Source organism: Arthrobacter sp. NPDC058288 (assembly GCF_042880995.1).
Classification (GTDB): domain Bacteria; phylum Actinomycetota; class Actinomycetes; order Actinomycetales; family Micrococcaceae; genus Arthrobacter.
Window position 1 is genome coordinate 176,133 of record NZ_JBHVYH010000003.1, and the last position, 11,855, is coordinate 187,987.

Sequence of the window (11,855 nt, forward strand, 5' to 3'; positions counted from 1 at the left end):
GGTCTCCTTTGACTCGGTTGGCGGGCGTGGCCCGCCGGGTTCTTCGGGGTGCTCCCCAGCTGAATGCTAGCGAAGACCCCTAGCCACGGCTAGCCTCCGCGCCCGGCACCTCAGCCGGGCCTGTAGCCGCAGACGCAGACGCAGCCCATTTAGGCTGCCAGCCGATGGCGGGGGCAATGTGGCGGACAATGGTGCCCAGCAGCTTGGCGTTGAAGTCCACGCCCAGCTGGTTCGGGACTGTGAGGAGCAGCGTGTCGGCAGCCTGCACCGCGGCGTCTGCCGCAAGTTCCTCGGCGATCGCCTCAGGCTCGCCCACGTAGCTCTTTCCGAACCGTGCCACCAGGCCGTCGATGATGCCCACCTGGTCCCGCTTTTCCCGCAGGGCGCTGAGGCCGAAGTACCGGCGGTCCTCGTCGTCGACGATGGGCAGGACGCTGCGGCTGACCGATACCCGCGGCGTGTGCGGGTGGCCTGCACCTGCCCAGGCAGTACGGAACATGCTGATCTGCTCCGCCTGCAGCTCGTCGAACGGCACACCTGTGTCTTCGGTCAGCAGCGTGGAACTCATCAGGTTCATCCCCTGCTCCGCGGTCCACACGGCGGTGGCGCGGGATCCGGCGCCCCACCAGATCCGGCGGGCAAGATCCGGCGAGTTCGGCTGCACCGGAAGCCTGCCCGGTCCACCGCCATAGCGTGGATCCGATTCGGCCACCCCGGCACCGGTGATGGCATGGCGGAACACCGCCGTGTGCCGGCGCGCCATGTCGGCGGGGCTCTCGCCGTCGGCCGGAACATGGCCGAACACCGCCGCTCCGTCCCGGGCAGGTTCGGGTGAACCACGGCTGACCCCGAGCTGCAGCCTCCCGCCGCTGATCAGGTCGGTGGCCGACGCCTCCTCGGCCATGTACAGCGGGTTCTCGTACCGCATGTCGATGACGCCGGTGCCCATTTCGATCCTGCTGGTCCGGGCGGCGATGGCGGCCAGTAGCGGGAACGGGGATGCCTGTTGCCGGGCAAAGTGGTGCACCCGGAAGAAGGCGCCGTCGATCCCCAGTTCCTCAGCTGCCACGGCGAGGTCGATGCCCTGCAGCAGCGCATCCCGGGCCGTGCGGGTACGGGACCCCTCAACGTTGCCCCAGTGGCCGAAGGAAAGAAATCCGATGCGCTTCATGACTGCGGCAACAAGAACCGCACGCCATCCATTCCGGCTCGCGCCGCGCACCCCAGGGGAAGGGCGCTAAGCCTTCGCCGCCAGCACGAACGCCCGGATCTTCGCCAGGTCCTTTACTCCGCGGGAGCTTTCAACGCCGGAGGAGACGTCCACTCCCCACGCACCGGCTTCCTTTGCGGCCCGGGCGACGTTAGCGGGGTCGAGGCCCCCTGCCAGCAGCCAGTTCCGGCCGGCCAGCCCCTTGGCCTGCACCGAGGCGTAGTCCCAGGCCTCGCCGGAGCCCGGAACAGCGGCGTCGATCAGCAGCAGTTCCTCGCCCCAGCTGCCGAATGCTTCCGGGGAGGCACCCATGGTGACGGCCCGGATCACCTTCATGCCGGCGTCGTGCGCTGCTGTGACGTCCTGCGGGGTGCGGTCCCCGTGGAGCTGGATCCAGCCCAGGCCGGCGTCGCGGGCGACGGCGATAGCGTCCGCCACCGGCTCGTGGCGGAACACGCCCACGGCCGGGGTGCCGGCCGGAACCTCGGCCAGAAGCTCCCGCGCGCGGGCGGGCGTGACCTCGCGCGGACTCCTGGTCAGGACAAAGCCGACGGCGTCCGCACCGGCGCCGGCCGCCTCCCGGACCGACTCCGGCGTACTCAGCCCACACACCTTGACGAACATCCTTGGCTCCTCCTGCCGCATTTCCTTCACCTGACGTTAGCAAGCCCGCGAAGCCCTACCCGACACCCCTGCACCAACCTCCCTGCCGACGCCGCCCGGCGCCAGGCCGCTAGGCTGGGCGGATGGAGATCATCCGCTATGCCGAACTCAGGGCCGAACCGTGGCGCAACAAGGGCGGGGTCACCCGCGAACTGGCCAGCCATCCGAAAGCTGCCTCCGCCCAGGACGGCGCGTGGGACTGGCGGGTGAGCATCGCCGAGGTGTCCGAGGCCGGAGAGTTCTCCGCTTTTCCCGGGATGGACCGCGTGCTCACCGTGATCGAAGGCGAACTCCTCCTGCTGACGGTTGACGGCGCCGAACACCCGCTGGAAAAGTACCGGCCGTTCCGTTTCTCCGGCGACGCCGACGCCGCCGGCGCACTGCCCACGGGCGACATCCGCGACCTGAACGTGATCACCCGGAACGGGGCGTTCAAGGGATACACGTCCATCATCGAACTCTCCAAGAAGCGCGCGCACCCTGTCTTCGAGGGACAGCTCGGAATCCTGCTGCAGGGCCAGGCAACCGTCAGCACCGGCACCGCCGGAGGCGGGGAGACCCCGGGCGGCAGCGAAGCACCCGACGCAGCCCCGGCGGCCGGCGAGCCGGAGACGCTGGGCCGCTATGACGCCGTCGTCGGCTCTGACTCCGGCACGCCGGAAATCCTTGGCAGGGGATTCCTGGCGGTCGTGTCGATAGACCGCGTTACCGGCTAAGGCCGGGTTACAGGCTGGCGGATGCCTGCAGGTCCTCCCGCTGTGACGGCCGCCCGTTCGGGGCAAGCGCAGCGGCGATCACCACCGAGCTGGCCGAAGCCCAGGCCTGCGGACGGCAGCTCGCCGGGAACGGCACTGGGGTGCGCATGGTGTCCGAGCCGTGGCCGCCAAAGAGCTCCGGCAGCCGCCAGTCGTTGGCTTCGGCCACATGAAGCAGCCCGGCGGCGAGCTGCGCTGCCTCATCCGGGAAGCCGTCCGCCAGCATGCCGCTGATGATCAGGGCCGTGTCATGGCTCCAGACGGCGCCCGCGTGGTACCGGGTTGGCCAGTAGCCTCCGTTGGTGGTGGACAGGGTCCGGACGCCGTAGCCGGAGAACATGGTGGGGTCCATGACGCGGCGCACCACGATCCGCTGCTCCTCCTCATTGAGGATTCCGGTGCCGAGCAGGTGTCCCATGTTGGAGGTCACGCCATCCACCGGGCGTTTGTCCGCATCCAGGGCGAGCGCCGGGTAGGGACCCAGTTCGTCCTCGCACCAGAACTGCGCCCGGAAGCGCTCGGCCATTCCTGCCGCGTAGTCACGCCATTCCTGCGCCCCGGGACGTCCGAAGACGTCGAGGATTTCCGCGCCCACCACGGCGGCCTCGTAGGCGTAGGCCTGGACCTCGGCGAGCGCGATGGGCCCCTTCGCCAGTGAGCCGTCGTGCCAGCGGATGGCGTCGCCGGAGTCCTTCCAGCCCTGGTTCACCAGGCCTTGCCCGGAGGCGTCGAGGTATTCCAGGAAGCCGTCCCCGTCGAGGTCGCCGTGGTCCCTGAGCCATTCGAGGGCGTCCTGGAGGTTGGGCAGGAGTTCCTCCACCTCGTCATCCGGCATGCCGGCTTTCCAGGCGTCGTGCAGGAGGCAGATCCACAGCGGCGTCGCGTCAATGGTTCCGTAGTACACCGGCGGCAGGCGCAGGGCATGACCGCTCTCGGCCATGGTCAGGACGGTCCGGCGGACCTCGTGCAGGATCTTGCCGGGCTGGACGGCCGTGGTGTGGTCCGTCTCCGTGCCCTGCCGGCCGGCGAGCGCGCGGAGCGTTCCGCCGGCGATGGCCGTGTTGACGGGCAGCAGCATGCGCGCCGCGATGATGGAATCGCGGCCGAACATGGTGAAGAACCACGGGGCGCCGGCCGCCAGGAACGTGTCATGCGGATGTGAGTGGTGGGCCAGGCGCAGGCTGTTGAGGTCGCTGACGGACCGTTCCAGGAGCCGGTTGAGCCGGGGGTCGTTTGAGGCCGGAGCCACGATGGGTTCCCCGTCCGCGGCGAGCATCGGGGAATCCTCGTCCGTCAGGTCCACCGCCCAGGCCAGCTCCACGGGCACGCCGGGAAACACCTGCACGGCCCAGTCGATGGTTACCGTGCTGCCATGGATGCGGACGGTTCCGTCGTCCGCCGTGAGTGCCAGGGTGGTGTCCTTGTCCCGCCAGGACCAGGTGGTCCCCTGCGGTTCCACCGGGGTGCCGCCTTGGCCGCCCTGCTTGATGTCTTCCATCGTGGTGTTGTCCGCGCCAAGGGTCAGCCGGACCGTCAGCGACACCGGCTCCCGCATGGCCGACTCAAGGCGCAGCGTCTCAGCCACCCGTCCGGAGCAACCGGTGAGGCTCTCAGTGTCCGCGCCGGGACGGATCCGGCCGGATTGGGCCGAGCGCGTCCGCACCAGCGAGAGCAGCGGGTCCGCCACCTCGGCATCCGCGCGCACAAAGTAGATGTAGTCGGTTTCCTTGGAGGAACGCAACTGGGTGGACACCCATTCAGGCTCCCGCCCGTCCACCGTGAGGATTGCGGTATTGAGCACGCGGTCATCTCCGCAGTAGATCCCTTGCGCTCCGGCATGCCGGATCTGTCCGTGGGCGTCGGACCATGCCTGGATGGGTGCGCTGAAAACGCCGGAGAGATTGTGCAGGTATGGCTGTTCAGAGGCCACGGTGAAACAACTCCTGTGCTGCTGGGTGTGGGTGCGGAGGCTGGTGTCCGCATGACCGGGCGTGAACCTGGCGCGGAAATTTGATCGATCAAATTTGTGCGGTTAAATCCTCTCACACGTTAGTGTGTGAAAAAAGGCGCGCCACGGCGCGCTCGTGGCGGGACGCCCGCCGGTCCCCTGCATGCATTCCACCGCCCAGTACCCGCATCCCTAGGAGCCCCGCTTGCCCCGGCCCACCCTCGCCAGCCTGGCCGGCGAACTTGCCGTGTCACGGCAAACCATCTCCAACGTGCTGAACGCGCCGCACAAGGTCAAACCCGCGACCCGGGAGCGTGTCCAGGCCGCCATCGCCGCGGCCGGCTACCGGCCCAGCGCGGCTGCCCGCCAGTTGCGCACCCAGCGGTCCATGAACCTCGGCATGCGGCTGCTTCCCGCCACGGACGGCATCAACGGCGCTGTCCTGGACCGCTTCCTGCACGCGCTTACTGAAGCAGCCCAGTCGGCGGGCTACCGGCTGACGCTCTTCTGCGCCGACTCGGACACGGACGAAATCCGCCAGTACGAACAACTTCTGGATGTCGCGGGGCTGGACGGATTCATCCTCACCTCCAGCACCCCCGACGACGCACGGACCCGCTGGCTGCAGGAACGCGGCACGCCGTTTGCGGTCTTCGGCCGGCCCTGGGACGCCGCCGGACACCCTGCGGCCGCACACCACCCCTGGGTGGATGTGGACGGGGCAGCCGGAACGGAAGCGGGCGTGAAAGTCTTGCTGGCCCAGGGCCACTCCAGGATTGGATTCCTGGGCTGGTACACGGGCGATCCGGTGGGCGCCGACCGCCACCGCGGCTGGAAGCGCGCCATGACTGCGGCAGGCCACGGCCGGGATGTGGCCAACCTCGGCGTGGAAGCGGAGGACACCGTGGCCGGCGGCGCGTCAGGAGCAGCCCTGCTCGTCTCGAGGGGAGCCACCGCCGTCGTCTGTTCCAGCGATTCCCTGGCGCTGGGTGCCATGGAGACGCTACGGGAATCACGGCTTGGCAGTTCCGGGTCCGGGCTGACTGCCGGCCGGCCCGCTGTCGTTGGCTTTGACAACACTCCCGTCGCTGCGGCGCTGGGACTGTCGAGCATCGCCCAGCCCGTGGAAGAGGCCGCGCGCCACATCATCCGCGTCCTGGCTTACGAGCTGGCGGGCAGCGGTCCCGTTGCCGGAACGGGCACCGTTGGTACAGCGGGCGGCGCCGTCCCTGCAGCCCCCGCCCCGCCGGAAAGGCAGCTCCTCCTTGCACCGCGGGTGGTGGAACGGATTCCGCTGCCGCTGGCGGCAACCGGCACCAGCTAGCGCGCAGCTAAGCCACCGGCCTGCGAAGCACCGGTGAGCTTGGCCACCAACAGTGCCGCCCGCCGTCGGGCGTTGCTACGCTGGAATCAAGGTTCCCGTCCGGAACCTCCGGACGACGGTTCAGTACCCGGCACGCGACAAGACTGGCCAAAGGATCTGTCATGTCGTGGTTAATCCTCATCCTTTCCGGGGCGCTCGAGGCCGTGTGGGCCGCAGCGCTGCACCGGACGTCGCAGGCCAAGGGCCGCCGGCGCGTCCTGCCCGCGGCGGTCTTCCTGGTTTCCGTCATCGCCAGCACCGGCGGCCTCGCCATCGCAATGCAGTCCATCCCCACCGGTACTGCCTACGCGGTCTGGGTGGGTGTCGGCGTGGTGCTGACCTCCGCTTACGCGATGGTCACCAAAGTGGAACGGGCGACGGCGGCGCGGCTGCTGCTGCTCGCCGGTATCGCGGCGTCCGTGGTGGGCCTGAAGGTGGTGGCGTAATGACCAGGAATGCCACTGCGTGGCTGGTCCTGCTCGCCTCCGCCGTGCTGGAGGCCGTCTGGGCCACGGCCCTGGGACTGTCCGACGGCTTCTCCCAGGCACTGCCAACTGCCGTCTTTGCCGTCACCGCAACACTGAGCATGGCGGGACTGGGGATCGCCGTGAAATCGATCCCGCTCGGGACCGCCTACGCCGTATGGGTGGGCATCGGCGCCGCCCTGACAGTGGGCTGGGCCATGGCCACCGGCGTCGAGCCCGCCAGCCCCCTCAAGCTGCTGTTCATTGCCGGGATTGTGGGCTGCGCGGCGGGGCTGAAACTGCTGCCGCAGGACCGGTAGAGCCGCGCACCACCAGGTCGGACGCCAGGACCACCGGCGAGCGGCTGGAATGTTCGCCGGCAATTTCGGCCGCCAGGGCATGCACGGCGGCGTGCGCGATCGCAGCGACGGGCTGCCGGAGCGTGGTCAGCGGCGGATTCGTGAGCGCCATCAGCGGTGAGTCGTCGAAGCCGACGATGGACACGTCCTCCGGCACGCGCAGCCCCCTGGCCTGGACCGCGCGGATGGCACCGAGGGCCATGACATCGGAAGCACACACGATGGCCGTGTGGCCGGAGTCCAAAAGCTCATTCGCCGCGCTCTGGCCGCCTTCCACTGTGAACATGCTGGTGGCCGTGTGCGGTTCCGGGTCCTCGGTGCCCAGGTACTCGGCCAGGGCGGAGCGGAACCCGGCCAGCTTCTGCCTGCTCGGGATGAAGCGGTGCGGGCCGATCGCCAGCCCCACCTTCCGGTGCCCCAGGCTGGCGAGGTGCTGCACCGCAGTGCTGATAGCCGCGGCGTCGTCATTGGACACGGAGGCGGCGGCCAGTTCCGGGCGGGGACCGTTGACCAGGACGAAGGGGATGCCGCGGCCGCGCAGCCGGTGGTAGCGCTCCAGGCTGGCCTGGCCGTCGGCGTGTGAACTGCAGATGAAAATGATCCCGGATGCTTCCTGCGCCACGAGCATTTCAATGTACTCGTCCTCGGAGCGTCCCCCGCCCGGCAGGGCACAGAGGATCGGGATGAAGTCCTCCTGGGACAGGAGCGATACGACGGCCTGTGCAATTGCCGGAAAGATCGGATTGGTCAGGTCCGGGACGATGATCCCCACCTGGCCCCGGGTGGTGCTCCGGGCACGGTCCGGGCGCTCGTAGCCAAGGTCGTCCATCGCGGCGAGGACCGCCTGCCGCACCTCGCGCGAAACACCTTTCCGGCCATTGACCACACGGGACACGGTGGCGATGCTGACGCCCACCTTCCGGGCGAGGTCCTCCAGCTTCGGTCGCTCCGGGGCGGTTGGGTCTGCGCGGCCCGCTGTCGTGCTCATACGGCTCCTTCACCGGAACAGCAGTCCGGAAGTCATGGTGCTCCCAGTGTACGTAAATAGCACGCTGTCTTTTCATGAAAACAGAGCGCAAAATTTTCTGTAAACAGTTGACGTGCATCACAACCGCTACCTAGGCTCATCGGTATCCCCGCTCACCGCCGATGCCGTTCTGGGGCATTGCCAAGGAAGGTCTCCCATGATTCGCCACTCCCGCCTGCCCGGGTCACCGCCCGCCCTCAACAGGAAAGTACTGGCTGCGCTGGCCGCAGCCTGCGTCACTCCCCTCACCCTGGGCGGCCTCGCCCTCCCCGCTTTTGCGGACCACACCGCCGCTCCCGGCACGGTGGCCCTCGTAGGATCGCTGCAGTCCGAAATCGGCTGCCCGGGCGACTGGCAGCCGGAGTGCACCGCCAGCCGGCTGCTGCCGGTGGAGGCATCCGCAACCCTGTACCGGGCCACCTTCGATGTCCCGGCCGGCACTTACGCCATGAAGGTCGCCCTCAACAATTCGTGGGACGAGAACTACGGCGCAGGAGGAGTGGCGGGCGGCGGCGACATCGTGCTCAACGCGCCGGGAGGGCCGGTGACGTTCACGTACGACCACGCCAGCCACACCCTCACCGATGACGTGCCGGATGCCCTGGGAGCCGAGGCCGGGGCGCACTGGCTGACGGCGGACACCATCGCATGGAAGGCCCCCGCCGCCGAGGGCACGAGCTACCGGCTTTACAGCGCCCCCGACGGCGGCCTGGCGGTTGCGGACGGTCAGGTCACCGGGGGTTCCTCCCTTCCGCTCGAACCCGACGCCGAGGGGTTGGATGCAGGCCTTGCGGCCAAGTATCCGCACTTGGCGGGCCTCGCCTCCCTGCGGTTGACTGACGCCGGCTCACGCCAGGCCAAGGAACTGCTCAAAGGCCAACTGCTGGTGGCCGCCGTCGGCCCGGACGGCAAGGTCACAGCCGCCACCGGGGTCCAGGTTCCCGGAGTCCTGGACTCGCTCTACCCCGGTGCGGCAGAGCAGGAACTCGGCCTGGCATGGAAGGGCAAGCGTCCGGAGCTTTCGCTGTGGGCCCCCACGGCCCGCAGCGTCACCGTCCGCACCTACGCCTCCGGCTCCGGCGGCGAGCCCGTGGCCGCCACGGCAATGAAACCGGGCAAGGACGGCGTATGGTCCGTGGTCGGGGACAAGGACTGGAACGGCGCCTACTACCTGTACGAAGTGGAGGTGTTCGTTCCGGAAACCGGCAAAGTTGAGCGGAACCTCGTCACGGACCCCTACAGCGTGGGCCTTTCCGCCAACTCCGAACGCAGCCTGTTCGTGGATCTGGATGACAGGTCGCTGGCACCGGCCGGCTGGGCCAAACTCCAGAAGCCCGCGCTCAGCAAGCCGGAGGACCTTTCCCTCTACGAACTGCACGTGCGTGACTTTTCCATCACCGACGAATCCGTTCCGGCCGAGCACCGCGGCACCTACAAGGCATTCACGGACACCGGCAGCAACGGCATGAAGCGCATGCAGGAACTGGTGGACGCCGGGATGAACGCGGTCCACCTGTTGCCCGTCAACGACATCGGCACCATCGAGGAGCGCCGCAGCGAACAGCGCGAACCGCTCTGTGACCTCGCCGCCCTTCCCGCCGACTCCGAGGAACAGCAGGCCTGCGTGGCCGGGACTGCGGCCAAGGACGGTTTCAACTGGGGCTATGACCCCCTGCACTACACAACACCGGAAGGCTCCTACTCCACCAATCCTGACGGACCCACCAGGATCACTGAATTCCGCGGAATGGTGGCGGCCCTGAACACCACGGGCGCACGGGTAATCCAGGACGTCGTCTACAACCACACTTCCAGTGCCGGCCAGTCCGGCAGCAACAACCTCGACCGGATTGTCCCGGGCTATTACCACCGCCTGAACGCCGTCACCGGATCCCTGGAGACGTCCACGTGCTGCGCCAACACGGCCACCGAGAACGCCATGATGGGCAAACTCATGGTCGACTCGCTGGTGACGCTGGCCAGGACCTACAAACTGGACGGCTTCCGTTTCGACCTCATGGGGCATCACTCAAAGCAGAACATGCTGGACGTCAGGGCTGCCCTGGACAGGCTGACCCTGCCCAAGGACGGCGTGGACGGCAAGAACATCGCCCTGTACGGCGAGGGCTGGAACTTCGGCGAGGTGGCCAACAACGCCAGGTTCGTGCAGGCCACCCAGGCGAACATGGCCGGGACCGGCATCGGCACGTTCAACGACCGCCTGCGCGACGCCGTACGCGGCGGAGGCCCGTTCGACCCCGATCCGCGGGTCCAGGGGTTTGCTTCCGGCCTGTTCACGGATCCCAACGATTCCCCGGCCAACGGCACCCCCGAACAGCAGAAGGCCGCCCTTCTCCTGGCCCAGGACCTGGTGAAGGTAGGCCTGACCGGCAACCTGAAGGACTACTCCTTCATTGACCGCACCGGCGCCGCCGTCAAGGGCTCGGACGTGCCCTACAACGGCGCCCCGGCCGGATACACCAGCGATCCCCAAGAGGCCGTCACCTACGTGGAAGCCCACGACAATGAGACGCTGTTCGACGCCCTCGCCCTGAAGCTGCCGCAGGACACGGCCATGGCCGACCGCACACGGATGCAGACCCTCGCGCTCAGCACCACGGCCTTCGGCCAAGGCATCTCCTTCTGGCACGCCGGAGGCGAATCGCTGCGCAGCAAGTCGCTGGACCGCAACAGCTACGATTCCGGTGACTGGTTCAACGTCCTGGACCACACGGACGCCACCAACGGTTTCGGCCGCGGCCTGCCGCCCAAGGCTGACAACGAGGACAAGTACGGCTACATGCGCCCGCTGCTGGCAGATCCGGCCCAGAAGCCGGCTCCCGCGGACATGGCAGAAGCCCGTCAACGGGCCGAGGAACTGCTGCAGATCCGCAAGAGCACGCCGTTGTTCCACCTGGGCGACGCCGGGCTGGTCCAGCAGAAGGTCTCCTTCCCGGGAGGCGGCCCGGAACAGACCCCGGGCGTGGTGGTGATGCGCATTGACGACTCAGCCGGGACGGACGTGGACAAGAACCTGCGCGGACTCGTGGTGGTGTTCAATGCCTCGGACGAGGCCACGAGCCAGACCGTGTCCGGCACCGCGGGTTCCGCCTATGCCCTGCACCCGGTGCAGGCAGGGGGCGTGGATTCCGTGGTCAAGAGGGCCGCCTATGACGCGCAGTCGGGGACTTTCACCGTCCCCGCCCGCACCGTGGCGGTGTTCCAGGCCAGGTAACGGCGAATTAGGCTGGTGCCCATGGCATCTATCCCGCCGGACGCGCTCCGGCATCCGGAGGTGAGGGCGGCCGCGGCGGACCTGCGCGGCCGCCTCGCGTCCGGGAAACGGACATTGCTCGGCATCACGGGCCCGCCGGGGTCCGGGAAGTCCACCTTTGCAGCGGCCCTGCATTCCCTCTTTGGCCCGGACGTCGCCGTGGTGGTGCCGATGGACGGCTTCCACCTGGGCAACGCGATCATCGACGGCACGCCGCTGCGGCAGCGCAAGGGGGCCATAGACACGTTCGACGCCGGCGGTTACCTCTCACTGCTGCGGCGGCTCGCGCGGCGCGATGAGCCGGTGGTCTACGCCCCGGATTTCCGCCGGGAGATCGACGAGCCCGTGGCAGCCTCCATTGCCGTTCCGGCCTCGGTGCCGCTGGTGATCACCGAAGGGAACTACCTGCTGGCGGACCCTCCCGTGTGGCAGCAGGTCCGGGCGCAGCTGGACGAGGTCTGGTTCATGGACGCTCCCCCCGTACTGCGGTTGGAGCGGCTGGTGGACCGGCATGTGCACTTTGGCATGGACCGGCCGGCCGCGGAGCAATGGGCCGCCGGCTCGGACGAATCCAACGCGCGGCTGATCGAATCCACCCGCACTGCCGCGGACCGGATCATTCCCTGGTCCTGACGATTCCCGTTTGTTGTCGGTGGCCGGACAGCAGTTCCCGTCTTATTTCAGCGGCGGACAGCCAGTGCCGCGCAGCCCTGTTAGCCTGCTCCTAGGATCACCGGACCATCATCGGGTCTCAGCCGGTGGCTGGGTCCCCCCGTGGCTCCTGGACGCAGA

General features: G+C 68.4%; 10 protein-coding genes and 1 riboswitch. Of the genes, 6 read left to right on the plus strand and 4 right to left on the minus strand.

Annotated elements, in window-relative coordinates; all coding sequences use genetic code 11:
- Window positions 1-79: 79 nt before the first annotated feature.
- Window positions 80-1,171, minus strand: a complete 1,092-nt coding sequence (locus ACFVWT_RS11765; protein ID WP_390247992.1) for an LLM class flavin-dependent oxidoreductase — start codon at window positions 1,169-1,171, stop codon at window positions 80-82.
- A 66-nt stretch (window positions 1,172-1,237) separates the two neighbouring features.
- Complete coding sequence (locus tag ACFVWT_RS11770) at window positions 1,238-1,834, minus strand: phosphoribosylanthranilate isomerase (protein ID WP_390247993.1); 597 nt, start codon at window positions 1,832-1,834, stop codon at window positions 1,238-1,240.
- A gap of 122 nt (window positions 1,835-1,956) precedes the next feature.
- Here ACFVWT_RS11770 and ACFVWT_RS11775 point away from each other — a divergent pair, with 122 nt between their 5' ends.
- Entirely contained in the window at window positions 1,957-2,589 is a 633-nt protein-coding gene (locus ACFVWT_RS11775; protein WP_390247994.1) for a HutD family protein, read from the plus strand.
- A gap of 7 nt (window positions 2,590-2,596) precedes the next feature.
- Here the strand turns inward: ACFVWT_RS11775 and ACFVWT_RS11780 are convergent, their stop codons facing one another.
- Window positions 2,597-4,558, minus strand: a complete 1,962-nt coding sequence (locus tag ACFVWT_RS11780) for a glycogen debranching N-terminal domain-containing protein (RefSeq protein ID WP_390247995.1) — start codon at window positions 4,556-4,558, stop codon at window positions 2,597-2,599.
- Window positions 4,559-4,781: 223 nt separating this feature from the next.
- Here ACFVWT_RS11780 and ACFVWT_RS11785 point away from each other — a divergent pair, with 223 nt between their 5' ends.
- The 3 genes from ACFVWT_RS11785 to ACFVWT_RS11795 all read left to right on the plus strand — a co-directional run bounded on the left by ACFVWT_RS11785 (window position 4,782) and on the right by ACFVWT_RS11795 (window position 6,723).
- The gene (locus ACFVWT_RS11785; protein ID WP_390247996.1) at window positions 4,782-5,900 is read left to right on the plus strand and encodes a LacI family DNA-binding transcriptional regulator; all 1,119 of its coding nucleotides are present in this window, start codon (window positions 4,782-4,784) and stop codon (window positions 5,898-5,900) included.
- An 86-nt stretch (window positions 5,901-5,986) separates the two neighbouring features.
- A riboswitch (guanidine-III (ykkC-III) riboswitch) is annotated at window positions 5,987-6,052 on the plus strand.
- A 9-nt stretch (window positions 6,053-6,061) separates the two neighbouring features.
- Window positions 6,062-6,385: a DMT family transporter gene (locus ACFVWT_RS11790; RefSeq protein ID WP_390247997.1), complete on the plus strand. Its 324-nt coding sequence runs from the start codon at window positions 6,062-6,064 to the stop codon at window positions 6,383-6,385.
- Window positions 6,385-6,723: a DMT family transporter gene (locus ACFVWT_RS11795; RefSeq protein WP_390247998.1), complete on the plus strand. Its 339-nt coding sequence runs from the start codon at window positions 6,385-6,387 to the stop codon at window positions 6,721-6,723. The genes ACFVWT_RS11790 and ACFVWT_RS11795 overlap by 1 nt, the downstream gene beginning before the upstream one ends.
- Here the strand turns inward: ACFVWT_RS11795 and ACFVWT_RS11800 are convergent.
- On the minus strand, window positions 6,665-7,750 hold the full coding sequence (locus tag ACFVWT_RS11800) for a LacI family DNA-binding transcriptional regulator (RefSeq protein ID WP_390247999.1): 1,086 nt from the start codon (window positions 7,748-7,750) through the stop codon (window positions 6,665-6,667). The genes ACFVWT_RS11795 and ACFVWT_RS11800 overlap by 59 nt on opposite strands.
- Before the next feature lie 196 nt (window positions 7,751-7,946).
- Here ACFVWT_RS11800 and pulA point away from each other — a divergent pair, with 196 nt between their 5' ends.
- The gene (pulA, locus tag ACFVWT_RS11805; protein WP_390248000.1) at window positions 7,947-11,024 is read left to right on the plus strand and encodes a pullulanase-type alpha-1,6-glucosidase; all 3,078 of its coding nucleotides are present in this window, start codon (window positions 7,947-7,949) and stop codon (window positions 11,022-11,024) included.
- 21 nt (window positions 11,025-11,045) lie between these two features.
- Window positions 11,046-11,696: a nucleoside/nucleotide kinase family protein gene (locus ACFVWT_RS11810; protein WP_390248001.1), complete on the plus strand. Its 651-nt coding sequence runs from the start codon at window positions 11,046-11,048 to the stop codon at window positions 11,694-11,696.
- Window positions 11,697-11,855 lie beyond the last annotated feature (159 nt).

Excerpts from the sequence above, each read along its gene's own strand:
- ACFVWT_RS11765 (WP_390247992.1), bottom strand. The coding sequence starts at position 1,171 with ATGAAGCGCATCGGATTTCTTTCCTTCGGCCACTGGGGCAACGTTGAG.
- ACFVWT_RS11770 (WP_390247993.1), bottom strand. The coding sequence starts at position 1,834 with ATGTTCGTCAAGGTGTGTGGGCTGAGTACGCCGGAGTCGGTCCGGGAG.
- ACFVWT_RS11775 (WP_390247994.1), top strand. The coding sequence starts at position 1,957 with ATGGAGATCATCCGCTATGCCGAACTCAGGGCCGAACCGTGGCGCAAC.
- ACFVWT_RS11790 (WP_390247997.1), top strand. The coding sequence starts at position 6,062 with ATGTCGTGGTTAATCCTCATCCTTTCCGGGGCGCTCGAGGCCGTGTGG.
- ACFVWT_RS11795 (WP_390247998.1), top strand. The coding sequence starts at position 6,385 with ATGACCAGGAATGCCACTGCGTGGCTGGTCCTGCTCGCCTCCGCCGTG.
- ACFVWT_RS11800 (WP_390247999.1), bottom strand. The coding sequence starts at position 7,750 with ATGAGCACGACAGCGGGCCGCGCAGACCCAACCGCCCCGGAGCGACCG.
- pulA (WP_390248000.1), top strand. The coding sequence starts at position 7,947 with ATGATTCGCCACTCCCGCCTGCCCGGGTCACCGCCCGCCCTCAACAGG.
- ACFVWT_RS11810 (WP_390248001.1), top strand. The coding sequence starts at position 11,046 with ATGGCATCTATCCCGCCGGACGCGCTCCGGCATCCGGAGGTGAGGGCG.